Annotated in this window: 18 protein-coding genes and 1 tRNA gene; 7 read left to right on the forward strand and 12 right to left on the reverse strand. The window is 69.3% G+C overall.

What is annotated here, in order from left to right:
• Nucleotides 1-14: 14 nt before the first annotated feature.
• Entirely contained in the window at nt 15-1544 is a 1530-nt protein-coding gene (locus AB0E67_RS15610; protein WP_362026236.1) for an amino acid permease, read from the reverse strand.
• A gap of 122 nt (nt 1545-1666) precedes the next feature.
• Nucleotides 1667-2674, reverse strand: coding sequence for a hypothetical protein (locus AB0E67_RS15615; RefSeq protein ID WP_362026239.1), 1008 nt, complete (start codon nt 2672-2674; stop codon nt 1667-1669).
• Between the two features lie 476 nt (nt 2675-3150).
• Between AB0E67_RS15615 and AB0E67_RS15620 the strand changes: the two genes are divergently transcribed.
• Nucleotides 3151-4605, forward strand: a complete 1455-nt coding sequence (locus AB0E67_RS15620) for an FGGY family carbohydrate kinase (RefSeq protein ID WP_362026242.1) — start codon at nt 3151-3153, stop codon at nt 4603-4605.
• A 337-nt stretch (nt 4606-4942) separates the two neighbouring features.
• Here the strand turns inward: AB0E67_RS15620 and AB0E67_RS15625 are convergent, their stop codons facing one another.
• Nucleotides 4943-5545, reverse strand: coding sequence for a hypothetical protein (locus tag AB0E67_RS15625; protein ID WP_362026244.1), 603 nt, complete (start codon nt 5543-5545; stop codon nt 4943-4945).
• An 80-nt stretch (nt 5546-5625) separates the two neighbouring features.
• Between AB0E67_RS15625 and AB0E67_RS15630 the strand changes: the two genes are divergently transcribed.
• Nucleotides 5626-6420: a cobalt-precorrin-6A reductase gene (locus tag AB0E67_RS15630; protein ID WP_362026247.1), complete on the forward strand. Its 795-nt coding sequence runs from the start codon at nt 5626-5628 to the stop codon at nt 6418-6420.
• Here the strand turns inward: AB0E67_RS15630 and cobF are convergent.
• Both cobF and AB0E67_RS15640 read right to left on the reverse strand, forming a co-directional pair.
• Complete coding sequence (gene cobF / locus AB0E67_RS15635; RefSeq protein ID WP_362026250.1) at nt 6389-7144, reverse strand: precorrin-6A synthase (deacetylating); 756 nt, start codon at nt 7142-7144, stop codon at nt 6389-6391. The genes AB0E67_RS15630 and cobF overlap by 32 nt on opposite strands.
• A gap of 285 nt (nt 7145-7429) precedes the next feature.
• Entirely contained in the window at nt 7430-7966 is a 537-nt protein-coding gene (locus AB0E67_RS15640; RefSeq protein WP_362026253.1) for a DUF309 domain-containing protein, read from the reverse strand.
• A gap of 108 nt (nt 7967-8074) precedes the next feature.
• Between AB0E67_RS15640 and AB0E67_RS15645 the strand changes: the two genes are divergently transcribed.
• Together AB0E67_RS15645 and AB0E67_RS15650 are read left to right on the forward strand one after the other, a co-directional pair.
• A complete protein-coding gene (locus AB0E67_RS15645) occupies nt 8075-10708 on the forward strand; it encodes an AAA family ATPase (protein ID WP_362026256.1) in 2634 nt (877 codons plus the stop codon).
• A gap of 49 nt (nt 10709-10757) precedes the next feature.
• Nucleotides 10758-10831 (forward strand) — tRNA-Pro (locus AB0E67_RS15650).
• 611 nt (nt 10832-11442) lie between these two features.
• Here AB0E67_RS15650 and AB0E67_RS15655 read toward each other — a convergent pair.
• Genes AB0E67_RS15655 through AB0E67_RS15670 form a run of 4 tightly spaced genes read right to left on the reverse strand, consistent with a single transcriptional unit; the run spans nt 11443 to nt 17222 of the window.
• Nucleotides 11443-13143, reverse strand: a complete 1701-nt coding sequence (locus AB0E67_RS15655) for an ABC transporter family substrate-binding protein (RefSeq protein WP_362026258.1) — start codon at nt 13141-13143, stop codon at nt 11443-11445.
• Between the two features lie 14 nt (nt 13144-13157).
• Nucleotides 13158-15284 (reverse strand): ABC transporter ATP-binding protein, encoded by a 2127-nt coding sequence (locus AB0E67_RS15660; protein WP_362026261.1) that lies wholly within the window; start codon nt 15282-15284, stop codon nt 13158-13160.
• Entirely contained in the window at nt 15281-16237 is a 957-nt protein-coding gene (locus tag AB0E67_RS15665) for an ABC transporter permease (RefSeq protein ID WP_362026264.1), read from the reverse strand. The genes AB0E67_RS15660 and AB0E67_RS15665 overlap by 4 nt, the downstream gene beginning before the upstream one ends.
• Nucleotide 16238: 1 nt before the next feature.
• Nucleotides 16239-17222: an ABC transporter permease gene (locus tag AB0E67_RS15670; RefSeq protein ID WP_362026267.1), complete on the reverse strand. Its 984-nt coding sequence runs from the start codon at nt 17220-17222 to the stop codon at nt 16239-16241.
• Between the two features lie 703 nt (nt 17223-17925).
• Between AB0E67_RS15670 and AB0E67_RS15675 the strand changes: the two genes are divergently transcribed.
• From AB0E67_RS15675 to AB0E67_RS15685, 3 genes are all read left to right on the forward strand, one after another.
• The gene (locus tag AB0E67_RS15675) at nt 17926-18153 is read left to right on the forward strand and encodes a hypothetical protein (RefSeq protein WP_362026270.1); all 228 of its coding nucleotides are present in this window, start codon (nt 17926-17928) and stop codon (nt 18151-18153) included.
• 509 nt (nt 18154-18662) lie between these two features.
• Nucleotides 18663-20498, forward strand: coding sequence for a glycoside hydrolase family 15 protein (locus tag AB0E67_RS15680; protein WP_362026272.1), 1836 nt, complete (start codon nt 18663-18665; stop codon nt 20496-20498).
• Between the two features lie 219 nt (nt 20499-20717).
• Nucleotides 20718-20873, forward strand: coding sequence for a hypothetical protein (locus AB0E67_RS15685; RefSeq protein WP_362026275.1), 156 nt, complete (start codon nt 20718-20720; stop codon nt 20871-20873).
• 22 nt (nt 20874-20895) lie between these two features.
• On the opposite strand, the gene AB0E67_RS15690 is transcribed toward AB0E67_RS15685, so the two are convergent.
• The 3 genes from AB0E67_RS15690 to AB0E67_RS15700 all read right to left on the reverse strand — a co-directional run bounded on the left by AB0E67_RS15690 (nt 20896) and on the right by AB0E67_RS15700 (nt 22695).
• Nucleotides 20896-21702: a hypothetical protein gene (locus tag AB0E67_RS15690; RefSeq protein ID WP_362026278.1), complete on the reverse strand. Its 807-nt coding sequence runs from the start codon at nt 21700-21702 to the stop codon at nt 20896-20898.
• Nucleotides 21703-21907: 205 nt separating this feature from the next.
• Nucleotides 21908-22141 carry a hypothetical protein gene (locus AB0E67_RS15695; protein ID WP_362026281.1) on the reverse strand — a complete coding sequence of 78 codons (234 nt, stop codon included), beginning with the start codon at nt 22139-22141 and terminating at the stop codon, nt 21908-21910.
• Nucleotides 22138-22695, reverse strand: a complete 558-nt coding sequence (locus AB0E67_RS15700; RefSeq protein ID WP_362026284.1) for a TetR/AcrR family transcriptional regulator — start codon at nt 22693-22695, stop codon at nt 22138-22140. Before AB0E67_RS15700 ends, AB0E67_RS15695 begins: the two co-directional genes overlap by 4 nt.
• Nucleotides 22696-22873 lie beyond the last annotated feature (178 nt).

Here is a 22873-nt window from a genome sequence, read left to right on the forward strand (position 1 = left end):
GTGGGCGAGCCCGGTCAGATGACGTCCTCCTCGATCTGCGCCTGCTCGCGCGCGGTCCCGTACGCCGAGGGCGTGCTGTACGAGCGGCGTGCGACGAACCACCACACGGTGGCCAGGACCAGCACCGCGATCAGTGCGATCGACGCGTAGTTCATCGAGTCGATCGTCACCGGCGACGACTGCGGAAGCAGGAACAGCACGGTGACGAAGGCCACCCACACCACGGCGATCCAGCCGATGGGCTTGCTCCAGCGGCCCAGGTGCCACGGACCGCGCTCGAAGCGGTCGCCCGAGCGCAGCTTCAGGAAGATCGGGATGGCGTAGGCGGGGGTGATGCCGATGACGTTGATCGCGGTCACCGCTCCGTACGCGGTGGCCGAGTACAGCGACGGCAGGGCCAGCACCGCGGCGACGGCAACCGACAGCCACACCGCGTTGACCGGCGTCTGGGTGCGCGAACTCACCTTGCGCCACAGGGCCGAGCCCGGCAGGGCGTTGTCACGGCTGAACGCGAACACCATCCGGCTGGCGGCGGCGACCTCGGCGTTGCCGCAGAACAGCTGCGCCGCGATCACGATGAGCAGCAGGGCGGTGGCCCCGGAGGTGCCCAGCGCGTCGATCATGATCTGGGCCGGCGGCACATTGGTCGCGGTCTCCTGAGTGCCCTTGTAGTCCTGGATGGCGAAGGTCAGCCCGGCCAGCAGGACGAATCCGGCGATCCACGACGCCCAGATGGCGCGGACGATGCCCTTGGCGGCCGTCACCGAGGCGTTGGACGTCTCCTCCGACAGATGCGCGGAGGCGTCGTAGCCGCAGAAGGTGTACTGGGCGAGGAGCAGACCGATCGCCGCCACGTACAACGGGTTGTCCCATCCGGTGTCGTTGACGAACTCGGTGAAGACGAACGACGGGGACTGGTGGTGCGAGGGCACGACCGCCAGCACGACCACGATCACCGCGACACCGGCGAGATGCCACCACACACTGATGGAGTTGAGCACGCTGACGAGACGGACACCGAAGAGGTTCAGCACCGCGTGCAGCAGCAGGATGCAGACAAAGATGATCATTGTCTTGCCCGGGGTGGGGGTGAAGCCCCACTGCAGGTTCATGAACGCGCCGGTGAACAACGCGGCACCGTAGTCGATGCCGGCGATCGCGCCGAGCAGGCCGAGCAGGTTCAGCCAGCCCGTGTACCAGCCCCACTTGCGGCCGCCGAGCCGGTCGGCCATGTAGTAGAGCGCCCCCGACGTCGGGTAGGAGCTGGTGACCTCGGCGAGCGCCATGCCGACACAGAGCACGAAGAGCCCCACACCCGCCCAGCCCCAGAGCATCACCGCCGGACCGCCGGTCGACATGCCGAAGCCGTACAGCGTCATGCAGCCGGACAGGATCGAGATGACGGAGAAGCTGATGGCGAAGTTGCCGAACCCGCCCATGCGACGGGCGAGAACCGGCTGATAGCCGAGTTCGCGCAGTCGCTGCTCCTCGTCGTGCGGTGGGGCGGCCTCCGCGCCCGAATGGGTAGGGGTGGATATGGACATGGGAAGACCTCCGTGAGCGGTGGACAGGGAACGGACGGACAGGGGAACGGCCGGACCGCGGACGCGTGCGCGAGGTCCGGTCCGGAACGGGGGAGCGCGGTGCGACTGCGCGGCGTACCGGCTCAGCCGGGCGGACCGTGCCCGGGTTCGCGGGGCGCGGCCAGGCAACGGCTCCGGGCGCGCAGGAAGACCTCCTCGGCGCCCCCCGGGGCCTTGGGGTCACGCGTCCGGTACATCCAGGGGACCGAGGTGAAGTACGGCCCGAGCTCCTCGAACACCGGCGCCGCCTCGGCGAATTTGAGCGCCCCCCACAGCGCGTGGGCCAGATGGTTCAGATCCGGCAGGGAATGGGACAGCGGGGGAGTGCGGTGGAACCACAGCCGCGAGGCCCGCATCGCGTCCCGTTCGGCGTCCTCGGTGACCCAGTGCAGGTCCAGGGCCTTCTCGTGACCGTGTTCCCGCCGGTACCGCTCGACCCGTACGTACAACGGAAGCACATGCAGCGCGGAGCCCTCCGGGGCCGAAGAGGCCGCCCACTGGACGAAGTTGAATGCCTCCGAGAGCGTCCCGCCCGCCTTGCGCGCGTACACGAACTGGAGCATCCGGTGGTACGCCTCGCGGTTGTACGGGTCACGCCTGTCGGCCTCCGCCAGCAGCCCCCACGGGCCGGGGAAGAGCATCGGTCCCGGCGGGTGCATCCGGTGCTCCTCCAGTTGCTGGCGCTCGTCCAGCTGGGACAGGGCGAGCAGACACACCCACGGCACCGGATCGGCGGGCGAGGCGTGCGCGGCCGTCCGGCAGGCGCCCCACGCTTCCTGCCACAGCTCCCGGGCCCGGTGATGGCCCTCGCGGTGGGCGCGGACGGCCCGTTCCACGACGACCCGCGCGCGCATCACGGCGGCGGCCACGCTGTGCGGCTCCTCGGCCAGCCACGCCTGCACCGCGTCCGAACCGGCGGCGACCGCGCCCAGCACCTGCGTGCGCTGCGTCCACAGGGACCAGTCCGGAGTGCTCTCCAGCAGATTCCGCATGGACAACCAGCGTCCGGTGCGCAAATCCTGTAACGCGGACCGTAAATCGTTGTCATGGCCGGCCGGGTGATAGACCGGCCGGAATTCACTGTTGGCCATCGACGTTCCCTGCTCCCGTGCGACGGGACGGAGAGCGGGGCACGGAGTGTCTCCTCAGCACGTCGCACAACCCCGTGGCGGAGTGGAACCCGTGGTACGGCGGAGTGCCCGGGAAGCCGGGTCCCGGCGCTCGGGGCGGTGTTTCGGTCTCATGAATCCTCGGGGGCGTGGGGGGTGTACTGCTGTTGAATGCCGAACTGCTTTAAGGTGTCAGGGTGTTGCTCGGCGGTGAGTGTAAGGCCAGTCGCCCCGAACTCCCGACCGATTCGCGGATCTTACGGCCTGGAGGCGGCAACTCAAGTCCGCTGATGCTTACGCGGGTTGATTTACCGACAACGATTGCGCGCCCCTGCCCGGACGACCCTTGACGTGGGCGGTGGTCTGCATCACGCTGGGCGTCGCAGACCAATGATCACGATTCCGTTCGAACCGCAGATCCGTTCAAGCCGCAGAGCTTCCGCCCCGATGGAGTGTCGATGACAGGCCCGGTACTCGCCGTGGACCAGGGCACATCGGGCACCAAGGCGTTCGTGGTCTGCCCCGAACGCGGCGTGATCGGTTCCGGGTCGGCCCCGGTCCGGCCGCGGCACGGCAGCGGGGGAGCCGTCGAGGCCGACCCGGCGGAACTGCTCGAATCGGTCCTCCTCGCCGGGAACCGGGCGATGGCGCAGGCGGGTGAACCCGTGTCGGCCGTCGGCCTGGCCAACCAGGGCGAGACGGTCCTCGCCTGGGATCCGGACACCGGGCGGCCCCTCACCGACGCCATCGTCTGGCAGGACCGCCGCTCCGCGCCGATCTGCTCCGAACTCGAACCGTACGACGACGAGTTGAGGCACCTCACCGGCCTTCCGCTCGATCCGTACTTCGCCGCTCCCAAAATGGCCTGGATCCGTCGGGAACTCACCCGCGAGGGCGTGGTCACCACCAGCGACTCCTGGCTCGTCCACCGGCTGACCGGTGCGTTCGTCACGGACACCGCGACCGCGGGCCGCACCCAACTGCTCGATCTGGAACGGGCCGAGTGGTCCCCGCGCGCCCTGGACCTCTTCGGACTCGGCGGCGAACGCCTCCCCGTCGTCGTCGACTCAGACACGGACGTCGGCACGACCACCGCCTTCGGCGCCGAGATCCCGCTGACCGGACTCCTCGTCGACCAGCAGGCCGCGCTGCTCGCCCAGAACGCGCTGGACCCGGGCGACGCCAAATGCACCTACGGAACCGGCGCGTTCCTGCTCGCCCAGACCGGGCCCGCCCCGCGCCGTGCCGCCACCGGACTGGTCAGCTGTGTCGCCTGGCGGCTGGGCGGACGCACGCACTACTGCCTCGACGGACAGGTCTACACCGCAGCGTCCGCCGTCGACTGGCTCGGTGACATCGGGGTCATCTCCGGCGCCGCCGACCTCGATCCCGTCGGTGCCACCGTCCCCGACTCCGGCGGTGTCACGTTCGTACCGGCGCTCGCCGGACTCGCCGCCCCCTGGTGGCGCGGCGACCTGCGCGGATCGGTGACCGGCCTGGGCCTCGACACCACCCCCGGCCACCTCGTGCGCGCCCTGTGCGAGGGCATCGCGGCGCAGGTCGTCGAGCTCGCCGAAGCGGTCGCGGCCGACCGGCGCTCCCCGCTCACCTCGCTCCGCGTCGACGGCGGGCTGACCCGCTCGGCCCTGCTCATGCAGACCCAGGCCGACCTGCTGCAACGTCCGGTCGAGGTCTCGGCGCTGCCCGACGTCACCGCGCTCGGCGCCGCCGCCGTCGCCCGCCTCGGCCTCGATCCGGGACTCCCGCTCCGGCAGGCCGTACCCGAGTGGAAGCCCGCCGCCGTGTACGAACCCCGCATCGGTGCCGACGAGGCGGCGGAACGCCTCGCCGGGTTCCGCGCGGCGGTGCGGACCCTGCTGGACCACGCCCGACACGTCCGAGAGTCCCGATGAACCGTACGCGGCACACGGCGAACGACGGGGCCGAGGACGCGGTCACCCGGACCGGGCCCCTCACAGCCGCCCCACCGGGCCCGCACGACGCACCGGCCCTGGACATGACCGTCGTCGGCGCGGATGCGGGTGCCGGTGCGGGCTCGGCCGACGTCGTCGTCGCCCGCGATCCGGTTCGACCGGGTCGATCCGCATGGCACGACGGTACGGATCACATGTCCTGACCCGCGCTCCGCGCCCGGGCCAGGGTCGGGCCCGGCGTCCAGGCCCACGGCACGATCGCGCGTTCCGTGCACGTGCTGCGATCGCGGGTTCCGCCGAGGACGCTGACGGGACGTCAGGGAATCAGCAGCCAGTCCGAGCCGATCGCCGCGACCAGCCCCACCACGAGCAGCCACGTGCCGAGGCGAGTGCGGCCGTTCCTGCTGAGCTCGATGACGATTCCGCACAGGATCAGCGCGAGCCCGTACACCCCGACCACGAGTACGGAAGACCTGCTGGCGATCCGCAACGCGAGCACGACGGCCATCGCGGCCATGCCGACCGAGGACAGAGCGATGCGGAGCCGTCTCGCCTGACGTGGCGTCAGCCGTCGTTCCTCGGACCCGGGTCCGAGCTGCGCGACGTGCTCCGGACGCGCCTGGTCGGCGGTGCCGGTGCCGCGCGTACCGGCGACGCCCGTGTCGGCCGCGTCGGCGACGGATTCGGCGGAGGACCCGTCGGCAACGGCCGCCTCGGAGGTTGCGACGGGGGTGCCGGAAGCGTCCTCGGCGTCGGTTCCCGTGGCCGGCCCCCCGTCCGCCGACCGCGCCGGTTCCCCGTCCTGCCCGGCCTGGGCGCGGCGTACCTGCTTCGTCTCACCCTCCGGAACGCCGTCGGAGGCCGCCCCGGGAGCCGCTATCGGGGCGTCCGCGGCCTGGTCCTGGTCAGAAGTGCTCATGACGCCGGATCGTAATGGCTGCGGGCCCGCCCCGTTCACCGCTCGGGCGGACGGACGCGAACGTGACGTAGGTTCGACGCATGCCCGGCCACATCCTCGTCCTCGGTGGTACGACCGAGGCCCGGCAGCTCGCCGCCGAGCTGACCGCGCCCGGCCGCCCCACCACGATCCGCGTCACCACGTCACTGGCCGGACGGGTGGCCCGGCCCCGCATGCCCGCCGGTGAGGTGCGTGTCGGCGGCTTCGGCGGGGCGCGCGGCCTCGCCGACTGGCTGCGCACCCATGACGTGGACACCGTCGTCGACGCCACCCACCCCTTCGCGGACACCATCAGCGCCCACGCGGCGCAGGCGGCTCAGGCCACCGGCACCGCGCTGTTCGCGCTGCGCCGCCCCGGCTGGACGGCGGGCCCCGGCGACCGCTGGTACCAGGCCCGAGACCTCGCCCACGCCGCCGAGCGACTGCCCGGCCTGGGGGAACGGGTATTCCTCACGACCGGCCGTCTGGGCCTGGCGGCCTTCGCCACGGCCGCCGGCGCCGACCGGCTCCACTTCCTCGTCCGGTCCGTCGAACCCCCGGACCCGCCGCTGCCCCGGCACACCGAGGTGATCCTCGACCGCGGCCCGTACACGGTCGAGGGCGAGACGGAACTGTTGCGCGCGCACGCCGTCGACGTCCTCGTCACCAAGGACAGCGGCGGCCCCGCCACCGCCGCGAAACTCACCGCGGCCCGGCACCTCGGCCTGCCCGTGGTCGTGGTCCGCCGCCCACCGGCACCCGACGGTGTGCCCGTCGTCCACGACGTGCCGTCGGCGCTCCGGATCCTGTACGCGGAAGACGGGTTCAGCCGCGACGCAGGAGATACGTGTCCATGATCCAGCCCTTGCGGGCACGCGCCTCGGCCCGCAACTCCTCGATCCGCTCCGCCACCTCGGCGAGGCGTCCGGAGACCAGGATCTCGTCCTCGGTCCCCACGTACGCCCCCCAGTAGATGAACAGGTCCTGGTCGAGATGGCGGGTGAACGCCTGCCGCGCGTCCAGCATCACCACCACGTCGTCGACGCCCTCGGGCCAGCCCTCGGCCAGCCGCCGCCCGGTGGTGATCTGCACGGGACGCGCCACCCGGTTCAGCCCCGTGCGGTGCTTGGCCAGCAGCGCGGACACACTGCTGATCCCGGGCACCACCTCGTGCTCGAAGGCCACGGAACCCCGGCCGGCGATCTCCTCCAGGATGCCGAGCGTGGAGTCGTAGAGCGCCGGATCGCCCCACACCAGGAACGCCCCGCACTCGTCCTCGCCCAGCTCCCGCGCGATGAAGTCCTCGTACAGATCCGCGCGACGCCGGCGCCAGTCGTCCACCGCGGGCGAGTAGTCCGACGCCACGCGGTCGCGCTCCGGGTCCCGGGCCTCGACGAGCCGGTACGAGCGGTCCTTCGCGTGCGCGTCCAGGATGTCCCGCCGCAACCGGGTCAGATCGGACTTCTCCTCGCCCTTGTCGAGGATGAAGAACGCATCCGCCCTGTTCAGCGCCTTGACGGCCTGCAGGGTCAGATGGTCGGGGTCGCCCGCGCCGATACCGATGACATAGATCTTTCTCACCGCACCGAGTCTGCCCGATGCCCCGGCGCCGGGGGAGCCCGGGCCACCGGCCCCGGCCGCCGCCCTCCCGTGCGCGCGGGCCGCGTCCCGTGCACACGGGACGGTGGATCTTTCCGGTCGCGGTACTCAGGGCGTGTTTCGAGAGCGCCGTCCGGCCCGCGACGCCTGGCACGGCGCCTCTCCATGCTGTCGGGGTCGTCCACGTACGCCCGGTACGAGGACGACCCTCCGCCCTGCGACGCACCGCACCGGACACCGCGGGCCCCGCCCTTCGGGTGGACGGCGCTACTTTCGAAACACGCCCCAGCGGCCTCCGCCGAGCAGGCGGGGTGCCTCAACGGCCGCGTCGACGGGCCGCGCCCCGCCGCCCGGTACGCCTTCGTCCTCCCCGGCCTCCACCCGACGTGCCAGGTCCCCGGCCCAGCCGATCAACGTGTCGACCGCGATCCCGTGCGGCCGGGCGGTCCCGAACCCGGCGAGCGCCGCCGCTCCGCGCCGCAACAACCGGGCTCCGCCGGTGGCGTTGCCGCGCGCCGCGTGCGTCAGCCCCACGGCCAACTGAGCCAGCCCGCGCCACAGTTCCCGCTCCGAGGGCGGCCCGGACTTCCACGCGTCCTCGAACACCTCGTGCGCGTGGAACGGCATTCCCGCGTCCAGCAGCCGCTGCGCCTCCCGCACCGTCTCGTCGGGAGTGCGGGTCACCCCCTCGGGCTGCCGCTCCACTCCCGGGGCCCCGTACGGCAGGGGGCGGCCCAGTCCGTCACGCGGGCGCGCGTTGCGCGCCCGGCCCTCGGCGTCCCGGTCCCTGCTGGTGGCGTCCATCATTCGATTGTGCCCCGCACCTGCGATGAAGTGTACGAACCACTGTCCGTGGACCCGGGTTCACGACTAGTGTCGACACTCGTCCGCACCACTTTGGGGAGGGTAGGGATGAAGCAGTCCCGGCCACTGTACGAGCGCGAACCGGAACTCGCCGCTGCCGCACAAGCCGTGGATGCCCTGTGCGGCTCCCAGGCCGCCGGAGGACTGCTGGTCTTCAGCGGCGAGGCGGGCATCGGGAAGACGGCACTGCTCGACGAGATCCGTTCGATGGCCGCCGCCCGCTGCACGGTCTGGTCCGCACGTGGTGGTGAAACGGTCACCTCCGTCCCCTTCCACGTCGTACGGCAGTTACTGCAACCGGCTTTCGACGAGTTCCGGCCCGACGAGGTGCGGGACCTGTTCGGTCCCTGGTACGAGATCGCCGCGCCCGCCCTCGGGCTCGCCGAACCGAGCGGACCGCAGGCCGACCCGCAGGGTGTCCGGGACGGCCTCGACTTCGTCGTGGCCCGGCTCGCCACCCGGCTGAGCCACCGTCCGCTGCTGCTCATGATCGACGACGTCCACTGGGCCGACGGCGAAACCCTCGCCTGGCTCGACTCCTTCACCGCGCGCCTCGCCGAACTGCCGGTCCTCGTCGTCCGTGCCCACCGGCCGGAGGAGATGGCGGCGCGGCACCAGGACGCCGGAACGGGCGACGCCCACCCGCGCCAGACCCGGGTGGCCCTGCGCGCCCTCACTCCGGACGCCACCGCCGAACTGGCCCGCGCCGCCCTCGGCGAGCACGCCGACGACCCGTTCTGCCGCGAGGTGTGGGCCGTCACCGGAGGCAATCCCTACGAGGCGGTCGAGCTCGTCGCCAAGGTCCAGGACCGTGAACTGGCACCGCTGGAGGAGTCGGCCGGTCTGCTGCGCGAACTCGGCGCCTCCGCCCGGGGCAGCGGTCTCGTCGCCCGGCTCGAACGGCTCGGCACCAACGCCACCCGCTTCGCCTGGGCCGTGGCCGTCCTCGGCACGGACATCTCGCAGGACCTCGCCGCCACGCTGGCCGGGATGAGCCAGGCCGAGGCCGCCGACTGCACGGCGCTGCTGCGCGAGGCCCGTATCGTCACCGGGTTCGATCCGCTGGAGTTCGTCCATCCGCTGATCGCCTCCGCCATCTACCGCTCCATCCCGCCGGCCACCCGCACCGCCTTCCACGGACGGGCCGCGTGGGCCATCACCCGTGCGGGGCTCGGCGCCGCCGCGGCCTCCCGGCACCTCCTCGAAGTGCACCCGGACGACGATCCGGAACTCGTCGAGCAGCTCCGCGAGGCGTCCCGGCAGCACCTCGCCGTCGGCGCCCCGGAAGCCGCCCGCCGCTGTCTGGAGCGTGCTCTGGAGGAGCCCCCGCATCCGGACATCAAGGCGACCCTGCTGTACGAGCTGGGCTGCGCCACCCTGCTCACCTCCCCGGCCACCACGGTCCAGCACCTGCGGGCCGCTCTCGACATGCCGGGTCTGGACGAGACGCAGCGGATCGACGCCACCTACCGGCTGGCGGCCGCGCACTCCCACAACAACCAGCTCAAGGAGGCGGCGAGCGCGCTCGCCGCCGAGGTCGCGCGCACTGCGCCGGGTCCCGGCCTGATGCGACTGCAGGCCGCCCACTTCCTCTGGGAGGGCATGCAGGCCACGGAGGACGACGGGCCCGCCAGATCCGAACGGCTCGCCCGGAACGCCGACCATCTCACCGGCCGGGACAACGCCGAACGGGCCCTGCTGACGCTGCGGGCCTTCGACGCCATGATGCGCGGCGAGAACGCCCAGCTGATCGTCGACCTCTGCGAACGCGCCCTGGTCGACGGCCACCCCGCCCGGGGTCTCGGCTGGACCGACACCGAATGGGGCTTCGAGCTGCCCACGCTCGTCGGCATCACGTACGCCTTCACCGACCAGGTCGACCGGGCCGAGGCGCTGTTCGGCGAGGCCGTCCGCGCCTTCGAGATCTCCGGGTGGAGCGGTGCGCACCTCGCGTTCGCGCATACGCTGCTGGGCCTGGTCCACCGCCGTCGTGGCCGACTCGCCGAGGCCGAGGGCTTCCTCCGCGAGGGACTGCGCCTCGCCGACCGCGTCGGCAGCGGACTTCCGGTCCACTGGGACGCGGCCTGCCTGCTCATCGACACCCTGATCGCCCGGGGCCGCGTCGCCGAGGCCCGACAGATCGCGGACCGCTACGACTTCGGTCCGCCCTACCCCAGCGCGATGGTGCTGCCCGACGCACCCTGCCTGCGCGGCAGGCTGCTGCTGGCGGAAGGCCGTACCAAGGAGGCCGCCACCGAACTCGAAGCGGCCGGTCAGGCACTCGAGGCACGGGGCAGGTTCAACGGCGTGTGGGCACCCTGGGCCGGTGACCTGGCCCGCGCCCTGGCGGAGGAGGATCCGCAGCGCGCCGCCCAACTCGCCACCGCCGCCCGCGTGCACGCCGAACGGTTCGGCACGGACACCGCGATCGGCGAGGCCCTGCGCTGTGTCGCCCTCTTCGCCCGTCCCGAGGACTCGGTCCATCTGCTGGCCGAGGCGGTCCGTCACCTGGAGGCGTCCCCGGCCGCGTACGAACACGCCCTGGCGCTCGTCGACTACGGCATCGCGACCCGCTCCCCGCGCGAACTCGCCAGGGCTCACAAACTGGCCACCGCGTGCGGCGCGGAGATGCTCGCCGACCGCGCGCACCAGGCACGTGCGTCGATCCGGTCCTCGGAGTGAGGTAATGTTTGTCCTGCGCGGTCACCCGGAACAACGGGAGGAACCGTAGCGGGACGTGGCGCAGCTTGGTAGCGCACTTGACTGGGGGTCAAGGGGTCGCAGGTTCAAATCCTGTCGTCCCGACTTGTGAGAGTCTCAGGTCAGGGCCGGTTTCGGAACAATCCGAAACCGGCCCTTGATCATTCTTGGGGACCGGCTGGGGACCGGCCCGGCGTGCTTGACCGGCGTCAGCGGGTCCTGACGATCGGGCTCGGCAGGGCGCGCGGCGCAAGGAGGGCATGGCCTTGCGTATGTCCGGGTGGCGGTAGCGCCGGGTGGTGCTCAGCGAACTCCGGACTCGGGCGAAAGCGAGGCAGGTCGTGGCGCGGAGAGCCCGCTACGGGCATCCGGGCACCTGGCCTGCCAGGCGGTTGGTCCCGGTCAGGTGCATCAGCACGGTGAACGCCTCCTTTGCTGTCGGTCCCGCAGCGGGTCCACCGCCGTCTCGTCGAAGACACCGCACACCGGGCAGGGCACGGGAGCATCCCGGGTCCGGGCCACGACACGGATCACCTCGCCGTCGTCCGCCACATCATCGATGGCCAGTGCCGACCGCCCTGAAAACACCGTTGCCACATGGACGTTGACGAACCCCGTCACCTGCCGTCACCACCGATCACGCAACAGGGCCCAGTGCACGCCGGGGGGCTCCGCCGCATCGATGCTGCGGCGGAGCCCCCTGGCAGGGCGGCTTACTACTTCTGCCAGCCGATCAGCCCGGGCGGGCCCATGACGCCGTAGTTGCCGTAGAACTGGGCCGCCCCGTAGTTGGCGAGACCCTTCTTGACGGCCCAGATGGTGGAGCCGTTGTGGGTCGGCATGATGCCGTAGGTCTTCATGGCTTCCAGCTCGACCTTGTTGCCGACGTCGAGCTGCTCATCCAAGGTCGGCAGGTTGGTGACGGCCTTGACCTCCTTGTCCATGCTCTTCGGCACCGAGCGGGAGACGTTGAGAGTGGAGTCGGAGCAGTACATCTGGCAGAAGTAGAGCATTCCGTTCGGGTCGCTCGAAATGAAGCCCATCCCGAAGATGTCGAAGGCGCGCTCGGTGAACACCTTGTTGAAGTCGGCGGAGGGGTGCGCCTCGATCTCCAGCTTGACGCCGATGTTCTTCATCATCTGGGCGAGCGCAGTGGCACGGGCCTTGGTGGTGGACCTGTCACCGATGGTGGGGTAGGTCAGCTCCAGCTTCTTGCCGTCCTTGGCACGCACACCGTCCGAGCCGACCTTCCAGCCCGCGGCATCCAGATCCTTCTTCGCCGTGGCGGCATCGAACTTCACGAGTTTACCGAAGTTGTCCTGGTACCCCTTCTGGAAGGGGTAGAGGTTGAAGGATCCAGGCAGGGGCTCGGTGTAGCCAAGACCCTGGAACGCGATCTTCGCGAGCTGGGAACGGTCGATTCCCTCCATCACGGCCTTGCGCACCGCCGGGTCCTTCAACTGCGGCGAGGTGCTGTTGAAGACGAGGAGGTTGTTGGAGGTGGTCGTGCCGCGGCGAAGCTCGGTCCCCTTCACCGACTTCACCTGGTTGAGCTGCTCGGCGCTACTTGCCTCTACCGCGTCGATCTGGCCGTTCTTGAAGGCGTTGATGCTGGCGCTTTCCTCCATCTGTATGAAGGTGAGCTCGTCCAGATGCGGATCGGCGCCCCACCACTTGGGGTTGGGCTTGTAGGAGACGGTGCCGCCCTTGGCGTCGAACTTGGAGATGGTGTAAGGGCCTGCGCCCCACTCCGGGCGGGGGTTGTTCACGTAAGCCTTGTTGAAGTCCCCGGCCTTGGTGATGTGCGGGTTGACGACCTGGGCGAAGAGGGACTTCCAGTACACGAACGGGCCGTCGAAGGTGACGATCGCCTGCTTGGCGTCCTTGCCCTTCTTGACCGAGGCGATGCTGGAGTAGCCGTCGGTGGAACTGACGTCGTACTCCTTGTCCTTCCCGTTGAGCGCGTTCCAGGTGTCCCGGAACGTCGTCCAGTCCATGTCCTGGCCGTCGTTCCACTTGGCCTTCGGGTTGATGTCGTAGGTGACCTGAGTGTTGCCGTCCACCGTCGTCTGCTTGACGTCGGTGAGGTAGTCCTCGTTGTAGGTGACGTTGCCCTTGGGGTCGTTGAAGGACAGCTGCGGCTGGTAGAACCAGGCGATCTTCGATGTGTACAGCGATGCGTTGCCGTGCAGGGTGTTGAGCTGATCGGGAATCTCCACGATGGGAAGCGTCAGCTTGCCCCCCTGCTTCAGGTTGCTCGCAGGCTGGGGGTTGTACGAGGTCAGCACCTCGTTCTCCGAGGTGGCGCCCTTGGACTTCTCCTGCCCGGAGTTGTCGGTGTCACCACCGCCGCACCCGGAGAGGACGAGGGAAGCGGCGGCGGCGAACGCCAACCCGCTCAGAGTGGTTCTTCTCATGACAGCCTTTCAGTTCAGTTGTCGACAGACGTGGTCGTGTCCGCGAAATGGCATGCGGTGCGGTGGTCCCGGTCTCCCCTCCCCGTGAGCTGCGGAGTCGCCCCGCGACACTGCTCCTTCTGCGGCTCCGACAGCGTCATGTGGAGCGGACACCTGGTGACGAACCGGCAACCCGGCTGATCATCGGTCGGACTGGGAAGGTCGCCCTTGAGCAGGACTCGTTCCCGGGTGCGTTCCGCGACCGGATCGGGCAGGGGGATCGCGGAGAGGAGCGCCTTGGTGTAGGGGTGCCTGGGGTCGTCGAAGACGGAGTCGGTGGCGCCGATCTCGACGATCCGCCCCAGGTACATCACCGCCACGCGGTCGGAGATGTGGCACACCACCGACAGGTCGTGGGCGACGAAGAGGTAGGACAGGCCCAGCTCGGCCTTGAGGTCGTTGAGCAGATTGATGACGCCGGCCTGCACCGAGACGTCGAGAGCCGAGACCGGCTCGTCGAGAACGAGCAGCCGCGGCTTCGTGGCGAGCGCCCGGGCGATGCCGATGCGCTGCCGCTGCCCGCCGGAGAAGGCCGCGGGGAAGCGGTCGCGGTGCTCGGGGTCGAGTCCGACCAGCTCCATGAGCTCCGCCACCTGGGTGCCGAGCACCTCACCGTCGCGTTCACCGACCGCGCGGAGGGGTTCCGCGAGGATGTCGAAGACCGTCATGCGGGGATCCAGTGCCCCCATGGGGTCCTGGAACACCATCTGCATGTTGCGGCGGACGGAGCTGATGTCCTGCTTCCGTTTCAGGTCCGCCGTGTCCTGGCCGCAGACGGCGATGCTGCCCTGCTCGGGCGGCTTCAGCCCCATGATCTCCAGCAGTGTGGTGGTCTTGCCGCACCCCGACTCGCCGACGAGTCCGAGCGTCTCTCCCTCGCGAATGTCCAGGTCGATGCCGTTGACGGCGAAGACGGTGCCCACCCTGCGTTTGAGCAGGCCGCCCTTGGTGAGCGGGAAGGTCTTGGTGACACCGGAGAGTTCCAGGACCTGCGGTCGGTCCTCGCGGGGGGTGGCCGGGGCGCGGTTCTCCCTGAGGGCCGGGACGGGGTAGATCGGCTCGCCGCCGATGGCGCCGTCGTCGATCTCGCCGGCACGTCGGCAGGCGGCCGAGTGCTCGTCGCCGGTGTCGCTCTCGGCGATCGCCAGCAGGGGCGGTTCGGCCTCCCGGCAGGCGTCCTGTACCACGGGGCAACGCGCTGCGAAGGGGCAGGCGTCGGGGAGGTCCACCAGGAGCGGCGGAGTCCCCGGGACCGGGGTCAGGGCGTCCCTGTCGCGGTCGTCCAGGCGGGGAATCGCACCCATCAGGCCGATGGTGTACGGCATGCGCGGTCGCGAGAAGAGTTCGTCCACCCCGGCACGCTCGACCGGCCGACCGGCGTACATCACCATGACGTCGTCGGCCGAGCCGGCCACCACCCCGAGGTCGTGGGTGATCATGATGACCGCGGCCCCGGTCTCGCGCTGGGCGGTCTTGAGGACATCGAGGATCTGCGCCTGCACGGTGACGTCGAGAGCGGTCGTCGGCTCGTCGGCGATGATCAGGTCGGGGTCGTTCGCGATCGCCATGGCGATGACCGCCCGCTGGCGCATACCGCCCGAGAACTCGTGCGGGAACCCCTTGGCGCGGCGGTCGGGGTTGGGGATGCCGACCAGGTCCAGCAGTTCGACGGCCCGTTTCCAGGCGGCCCCGGACGAGATGTCCTGGTGGATCTGGAGGGCCTCGACGATCTGGGCTCCGATGCTGAAGATCGGAGTGAGCGACGAGAGCGGGTCCTGGAAGATCATGCCGATGCGCCGACCGCGCACCTTCGACATCCGTCGGTCGTCGAGGTCGAGGAGGTTCTGCCCGCCGAGCGTGACTTCGCCGGTGACCGCGGCGTAGTCGGGCAGCAGCCCCATGACGGCCATGGACGTGACGGACTTGCCCGACCCCGATTCGCCGACGATGCCCAGGGTTTTGCCGCGGTGCAGGTCGAAGGAGACGCCGCGGACGGCTTCCACCCGGCCTGCTTCCGACGGGAAGGCCACCTTCAGGTCACGCACGGACAGCAGTGGCTGCTGGGTGTCGGGCTTGGTCGTGACAGTGCGCTGCTCGATCATGCGCGGCCTCCAGACTGCGAGGTGGGGTCGAGGGCGTCCCGCAGACCGTCGCCGATGAGCGCCATCGCCACGGTGAGCAGCACCACCATGGCTGCGGGCAGGTAGAACAGCCAGGGAGCGGTGGACAGAGTGCTCTGCCCGTCGGCGAGCATGGAACCCAGCGAGACGTCAGGCTGCTTGACACCGAAACCGATGAAGGAGAGCGCCGTCTCGGCCTGCACGGTCGAGGCGACACCGAGGGTGAACGTCACGATGAGCAAGGACCCGATGTTCGGTACCAGGTGGCGGACGACGGTGCGCATCGGACTGACGCCCATGAAGCGGGCCGCCATCACGTACTCGCGCTCCCGCAGGGAGGTGGCCAGGGACCAGATGACCCGGGCCGTGAGCATCCAGCCGAACAGCGTGAGAACCACGACCAGAACCTGCCACTCGCCGCGGTAGTGCGTACCGACCAGGGCGATGATGAGGAACGAGGGCAGGATGAGCAGGAAGTGCACAAGACCGAGCATCGCCCGCTCGACCTTGCCGCCGAAGTAGGCGGCGGTGGTGCCGAACAGTCCGGCTATGGCGGTGGTCAGCAGCGACACCGTCACGGCGATGATCAGCGATCTGCCGAGGCCGTGCACGAGCTGGGCGTAGACGTCGTTGCCCGCGCCGTTGGTGCCCAGCAGGTGGCCGCCGACGCCGGGGGCGACGGAGAGCGCGGTGAAGTCCGCCTCCACGTGGTCCCAGTGGGTCAGGTACCGGCCGAACAGCGAGAAGAACATGAGAAGGGCGAAGAGGACCAGACCGCCGAGCGCCGCCTTGTTGCGCGCGAAGCGCCGCATGTAGAGCTTGGACGGGGAGAGGCGCTTGCCACCAGGGCCGGTCCTCCCCGGTCCCCGCGCTTCAGCCTCGTCGGGGCGCACCTCTTCGTGGGCGGATCCGGCACCGGGCATGTTGATGGCCATGTCAGCTCACCCTGATCCTGGGGTCGAGGGCCACGACGACGAGGTCGGCGAGAATCGCGCCGATGGCCGTCATGAGGGCACCGAAGGCTGCGACAGCGACGACGCCGTGCACGTCGTTCGTGCTGATGGTCTTGGTGAAGTACTCACCCATTCCGTGCCAGGCGAAGACCGTCTCCGTGATCACCGCGCCGGTGAACAGCGCCGGCATCGCGAACGCGACCTGAGTGGCGACGGGAATGATCGAGGTCCGTAGCCCGTGCCGGTAGACCGCCTGCTTCTGCGTCAACCCCTTGGCCCGTGCGGTACGGACGTAGTCGGAGTTGATCTGATCCAGCAACAGCGATCGCTGCAACAGGTGGTATCCGGCGTAGGAGATGAACGTGAGCGAGATCGTGGGCAGGATCGCGTGCGTCGCTCTGGACCCGAAGACCGACCAGAACCCGGAGGCGTCGGGGCTCTGCGCTCCGGCGACAGGCAGCAGCGTGCTGCCCAGGGCCTGGTTCAGCGCGATGGCCGCGAGCACCACCGCAAGGGAGGCCACCGCGGAGGGCGTGTTGAAGGAGAGCACGGAGACGCCCTGCCACACCCGGTCGGCGGCCTTGTACTGGCGCGACGCGGTGTAGACGCCCAGCCCGACTCCGATGATGATGGACAGGATCGTCGAGCCCAGGACCAACTCGCCGCTGACGAAAATCCGATAGCCGACCTGTTCGTTGACGCTGCCCCCGGTCGGCGACTGGCCCCAATCGAAGTGAGTCACGATCTGAGATATCCAGTGCCACCACCGATCCGTGATCGGTTTGTCTGGATTGAGATTGTAAAGCGCCAGCGAATGGTTGATCTGGGCTGGAGTTCGAGGCGGTCGCAACGCGGTGTAGTTCGACGCAGGTTTGAGGAATGCGTTAGCGAGGAAGTACGTGAGGTTGGTCGCGATGACGATCATCAAAAACCAGCCGACTGCTTTGCGGGCGATGTAACGCAGCACTATTAGCCGGCCTTTCGTGATGTGGGGCGTATCGGCCCGCAAATCCGGTGAGTGACTGGACGCTTGGCCGCGTTGACCGGGCACCGGGTCGCGAGCGCTCGGACAGGGCGTGCGGATCCTCGAGGGGTCAGAAAATGATTGGCGTGGAACCGTTCCGGTGTGCGAGCCTGGGGTGCGCTGACGGAGCTGCACGGATGGGCGGAGCAGGAGTGAGCAGTGCGCCGGGCATGAAGCGACAACCTCGCGTGGGAGTAAGCCAGTTCAAGGCGGCCGCATGAGTCGGCAGCGCCGCTGCTGACGATTTCAACCGCCCGTGTGGCACGTCAAGGCTGGTCAGGTCGCGATCCGATTAAGCCGAAGCCGCATATCGGTCATTCTTTGTGAAAGTTTCACCGTCGTGGCGGATGTACGATGAAGCACTGGAGGCCCAAAAGGTGCGAAATGAACCTTCGGGCACATTCGCCCCTTCGTGTTTGATCCAGGACTGGGGTTCTTCTGCGAAGTGTTGTTCTGGGAGCGCTGTTGGCGATCGGCCGCACGCGCAGCGTCGCCCTCCTGGTGCTCCAGCCGTGGGTTGTGGCTGGTGGGGCTGTAGCTCGTTGTCTTCGGTGTGACGACGGAGTGTGCCGTACAGGCGTGGGTGGATAGTTCGACTATTTCTTCGTCTGACTGACGGGGTGTTCGGGCGGTCGAGCCGCGTCGAATGACGATGGCCCATATCAAGGCGTTGACCGCTCCGGTGGAGCGGAAGAAGGGATGGCAGATCGCGGAGCACGCCGCACATGTCCCGCTGGACCGGGTGCAATGGTCCCTGGCCCGCTCCGTGCGGCGCGCGGATCATCTCCATGACCGCGTAGGGGAGTTCGTCGTCGCCCGCCTCGGACAGGCGGACTGGTCCTGGATGAGACCGCCTTTCTCGAGGAGCGGGTGAAATCGGCCGGGATGACAAGGCAGTACGCCGGCAGCACCGGGTAGATCGAGAACTGTCGGGTCGCGGTGTCTACGCCCAAGCTGCCGACACGACCGGTGTGCCGAAGCGAGGGTCCCCGGGCTCCGGGGCGGCGGGCTGATCAACGGGACCGAGCTCGGTCGCGGATGGTCGAGCGGGCCGGTCGCGCCTCGGTACCCTTGGAACGGGTCGCCGCGAGCAGCGCCACCGCTTGCCGAGCCGACTCGCCCCCGACGCCCGGAGGGCGGCCGCCGTCCGAGACATGGATGTGGCCCCGGCACGACCAGGGCAGCAGTCACCGCTGTGATTCCGGCACTTCTCGTGGGTGAGGCGGTCCGGGAAGGAGCCGGATCCTGGTGCCGTTCGGCGGTGGTTCGCTTCGTACACAAGGCGCTCGTGAGGCAGTGGGCGGATGGCGCGTTCGCTGCCCGCAAGGGCTCGGAGGTAGCCTGAAACCAACCGCTCCCGCTCCCCAGCACCGGGGAGGTCACATGGCCACCGGTGACAGCCTCCGCCCCCGCAGGGCCGATGCGCCACGCTACATGCCCATCGCCGAGCACGGCCTGATCGGTGACCTGCGCACCGCCGCCCTCGTCGGTACGAACGGCACCATCGACTGGTACTGCTGCTCACGTTTCGACGCGCCCAGCGTCTTCGCGGCGATCCTGGACGCCGACCGCGGTGGGGCGTTCGAGCTCGCACCGGACGTACCCGCTCGGACGAAGCAGTTCTACTTTCCCGATACCAACATCTTGATCACCCGGTTCTTCGCGGACAACGGTGTCGGCGAGGTCCAGGATTTCATGCCGATCGTCGACGACTCGCGCGAGGCCGGCCGCCACCGTCTGATCAGGCGGGTTCTCTGTGTGCGCGGGTCGATGCCGTTCACCGCTCGCGTGGCTCCCCGGTTCGATTACGGCCGGCGTACGCACACAGTGAGTATGCAACGGGGCCACACAGTGTTCGACTCTCCGGATCTCACGCTGGCACTGACCTCCAGCGTTCCTGTCGGAATCGACGGTCGGGACGCTGTTTCGGCTTTCACGCTGGACGAGGGCGAGGCCGCGGTTTTCGCGCTCGACAGGATAGGCGGCAGGGTGGAGCCGCGGTCCTGTCCCGTGCAGGAGGCGGAGGAACTGTTCGGCGCCACGGTGCGCTACTGGCGCGCGTGGCTGTCGCACTCCCGTTACCGGGGGCGCTGGCGGGAGATGGTGCACCGCTCCGCGCTCACCCTCAAGCTCCTCACATACGCACCGACCGGCGCCATCGTGGCTGCCCCTACGACCAGCCTGCCCGAGCAGGTCGGCGGCGAGCGCAACTGGGACTATCGATACGTGTGGGTGAGGGACGCGGCGTTCTGCATCTACGCGCTGCTCAGGCTGGGTTTCACCGACGAGGCCGAGTCCTTCGTGCGCTTCCTGTCCGGAAACATCGCCCTGAAGGAGAGCTCCGGCGGCCCGCTGCAGATCATGTACGGCATCGACGGTCGCAGTGAACTTCCCGAGCAGGAGCTCCCCCACCTGGAGGGTCACCTGGGGTCGGCTCCCGTCCGGGTCGGCAACAACGCCGTCAACCAGCTCCAACTGGACATCTACGGGGCCCTCATCGACTCGCTCTACCTCTACGACAAGTGGGGACAGCCCCTGTCCAGTGAACACTGGGACGCCGTCGGCACCCTGGTCGACTGGGTCTGTGACAACTGGGACCAGCCGGACGAGGGCATCTGGGAGACCCGTGGCAAGATCCAGAACTTCCTGTACTCGCAGTTGATGTGCTGGGTCGCGATCGAACGGGCGATGCGCATCGCGACCCATCGGGGTCTGCCCGCGGACATGCCCCGATGGGCCCACGCCCGCGACGCGATCTACCGGCGCATCATGCAGCGGGGCTGGTCCACCGAGCGGAAGGCATTTGTCCAGCACGAGGGCGAAGACGTCCTGGACGCCGCCGTCCTCATGATGCCGTTGGCCAAGTTCATCTCTCCGACCGACCCGAAATGGCTCTCCACTCTGGACGTCCTCGGCGAGGAGCTGGTGTCCGACTCCCTGGTCTACCGCTACGACCCCCGCAGCAGTCCGGACGGACTACGAGGTGAGGAGGGGACGTTTTCGATCTGCACGTTCTGGTACGTCGAGGCGCTCACACGAGCCGGCCGCGTGGACGAGGCCCGGCTCGCCTTCGAGAAGATGCTCACCTATGCCAACCACGTCGGGCTGTACGCCGAAGAGATCGGCCGTACCGGCGAACAAGTGGGCAATTTCCCCCAGGCCTTTACTCACCTGGCACTCATCAGCGCCGCGTTCAACCTCGACAGGGCATTGGGCTGAGTCCTGCGGATTGATCCGGCGTGGGCCGCGGAACGCACCGAGCGCATCGGCCCGGGGCCGGGTGCGGTGTTGCCCAACCTTCGAGTGCGAAGCCCACGACCTGGGCCTGTCCCGGCGAGTACGGCCGCGCCTTGTCGCACGGCGATACCGTCGACCGGGTCGGCGGTCGCATGCTGCACCCGGTCGGCCTCGCCCCTGGCCCGCCCGATCGACGTGCCCGTGCTGATCCCGGTGCTGGATCCCAAGGGTTTCGTCGTTGCGAAGGAACTCACCGACGGGCCGGTCACCGTCAACGGCGAGACCGCGTTCGCCAATGGGTTCACCTGGCGGCTCTCGGCGTGCGCGGCACCGTGCTGTGGTGATCACTGGCGGTGATCCGTCGTGCCGGCCTGCCCGCTCACCCCCGCCGCCGGACGACACCTGCCACCAGCACGGCCAGGACCACACCGAATGCAACGACGATCGGCCAGACACTCCCGGTGAGCCAGTACACACCGATGCTGCAGACTGCGACGAGAACGCCCCACACCCAGCCCACAGCGGTGGACCGCTCGGCACTCCGGCCGGATGACCGTCCGACCGCAGTGGCGGCGAGGCGCTCCCGCAGCGCGACGCTCGGCCATCCGCCGCCGATCCCTGACAGCAGCCAGACCGGATCCGTGTGCTGCCACCGCTGAAAATACGAGATCAGTCTGTCCACTGGCCCGCCGGCCGCTGTGGCGTGACCGACGTCGAGGCGCTCCAAGTCGGCCAGGGTCTCCTCGAACTGCAGGCGGGTGCCGCCTTCAACGCCATCGGCCAACGCCTCGGTCCGCAGCAGCACGTAGGGGCCGAACCGGGCGTCGATGAGCGCGACGAACTCGTCGTAGAGGGGCGAGAACCGCGCGCCGAGCCGACCGGTCAGTCCCTGCCGCCGGGCGTGCAGTCGTGACAGTGCCGTCCGCTGGTCGACCACCAGGTACGGGTAGGTGGCCTCGCCCCACTGGCTCAGCAACTCCGCGTGCTCATCGGTACCGGCCTTCTCGGTGTCGGCGATCCTCGCCTCCACGAGGTCTCCGGTGCTGAACATCGCCCACCACAGCAGCGGCGGCCAGTTCTTGGCCTCCAGTTCCATCGCCCCGTCGAAGAAGTCGCCCCATTCACCCGCCGACCCGTCCGGTGTACGGGGCTCCTGGGCGCTGTCCAGATAGATGCGCACACTCATTTCGGTTCCCCACCTTCACTTGCGGATGCGCCGGCCATGGGGCACCGGTGGCCGCTGCAGTACCATTGCGCACTTTCACGGCTCCTTCCCTGTCGCCGACGAAGTCTTCCGCAGCTCGATCGTTCCGCCGCGTGAGGACTCACCTTCGCCGACCGCACCGCTCCGGTGCCAGCCGAAGCACTGGGGCGGGTTTCGGAAGTGCTGGTCACAGCCATTCGGCGATGGCGGCGACCAGCACTGTGGCTTCGTATCGGATGGCGAGCTCGTCGCATCTCGTGGCCACCGCCCGGTGGCGCTTGAGGCGGTCGATGCCGCACTCCACCGCGTGGGCGACCGGGTGAGCGTGGTTCCGCAGGATCCGGGCACCCGACATCCGCTCAAAGGAGGGGGTCCGGCCGAACACGGCCTGGCGATCCCGGGCGGCAGGCCGACGGGTCACGCGGGGAACTCCCGATGGTGGAGATAGCCCGTGACGAGCCGGGTGAGCTCGTCGACCACGGAAGCGCGGTCGATCCGCGGGGGATCCAGGACGTATCCGACGGTCACCGACTCGATGGTGCGCACGAGGACCCAGGCGATCGAGTCCACCGGCCGGTCGGCGGGGTGGTGCCGGAACAGGAGCGCGGTGGTGACCAGGTCGTCGATGCGCCTCACGAAGTCGGCCCGCTGCGGATCGGCGGCGCGCGGCAGCTGCTCGTAGACCACGCGGAGCAGCGGGGCGTCGACCTCCAGGGCGTCCAGCAGGGCCTCGATCGTCCCGCGGACGTGGTCCGTGGTGCCGACATTGGCCACGAACGCGTCGGTGATGCGACGCTGCAGTTGTTCGGTGTAGCGATCGAGCACCTGCGCCAGGATCGCTTCCTTGTCGGGGAAGTACTGGTAGACGGAGCCCGGACTGATCCCGGCGCGGCCCGCGATGCGGCTGGTGCTGGTGCGCTCGTACCCCCGTTCCAGGAGCACCTCGCGACCGGCCGCGAGGATCCGTTCGACCATGGCGCGGGAACGGTCCTGCCGGGGCGTTCTCCTGGCCGGATGCCGCGAGCCGAGGGTCACCCTTCCCTCCGGGAAACGCGAATTGAACGCGAGTAATCGGTCGTGTCAGCATCAAAACGTGATGCCATCCCATGCACAAGAGGCACGAGCGGCGTCGCCGTATCCACGCCGCTTCCGC

It is taken from the genome of Streptomyces sp. NPDC032161 (assembly GCF_040636995.1).
Lineage (GTDB): Bacteria > Actinomycetota > Actinomycetes > Streptomycetales > Streptomycetaceae > Streptomyces.

Bases quoted from the DNA above. Each gene is read 5' to 3' on its own strand.
- AB0E67_RS15610 (WP_362026236.1), bottom strand. From the start codon at position 1,544: ATGTCCATATCCACCCCTACCCATTCGGGCGCGGAGGCCGCCCCACCG.
- AB0E67_RS15615 (WP_362026239.1), bottom strand. From the start codon at position 2,674: ATGGCCAACAGTGAATTCCGGCCGGTCTATCACCCGGCCGGCCATGAC.
- AB0E67_RS15620 (WP_362026242.1), top strand. From the start codon at position 3,151: ATGACAGGCCCGGTACTCGCCGTGGACCAGGGCACATCGGGCACCAAG.
- AB0E67_RS15625 (WP_362026244.1), bottom strand. From the start codon at position 5,545: ATGAGCACTTCTGACCAGGACCAGGCCGCGGACGCCCCGATAGCGGCT.
- AB0E67_RS15630 (WP_362026247.1), top strand. From the start codon at position 5,626: ATGCCCGGCCACATCCTCGTCCTCGGTGGTACGACCGAGGCCCGGCAG.
- AB0E67_RS15640 (WP_362026253.1), bottom strand. From the start codon at position 7,966: ATGGACGCCACCAGCAGGGACCGGGACGCCGAGGGCCGGGCGCGCAAC.
- AB0E67_RS15645 (WP_362026256.1), top strand. From the start codon at position 8,075: ATGAAGCAGTCCCGGCCACTGTACGAGCGCGAACCGGAACTCGCCGCT.
- AB0E67_RS15655 (WP_362026258.1), bottom strand. From the start codon at position 13,143: ATGAGAAGAACCACTCTGAGCGGGTTGGCGTTCGCCGCCGCCGCTTCC.
- AB0E67_RS15660 (WP_362026261.1), bottom strand. From the start codon at position 15,284: ATGATCGAGCAGCGCACTGTCACGACCAAGCCCGACACCCAGCAGCCA.
- AB0E67_RS15665 (WP_362026264.1), bottom strand. From the start codon at position 16,237: ATGGCCATCAACATGCCCGGTGCCGGATCCGCCCACGAAGAGGTGCGC.
- AB0E67_RS15675 (WP_362026270.1), top strand. From the start codon at position 17,926: ATGACGATGGCCCATATCAAGGCGTTGACCGCTCCGGTGGAGCGGAAG.
- AB0E67_RS15680 (WP_362026272.1), top strand. From the start codon at position 18,663: ATGGCCACCGGTGACAGCCTCCGCCCCCGCAGGGCCGATGCGCCACGC.
- AB0E67_RS15690 (WP_362026278.1), bottom strand. From the start codon at position 21,702: ATGAGTGTGCGCATCTATCTGGACAGCGCCCAGGAGCCCCGTACACCG.
- AB0E67_RS15700 (WP_362026284.1), bottom strand. From the start codon at position 22,695: ATGGTCGAACGGATCCTCGCGGCCGGTCGCGAGGTGCTCCTGGAACGG.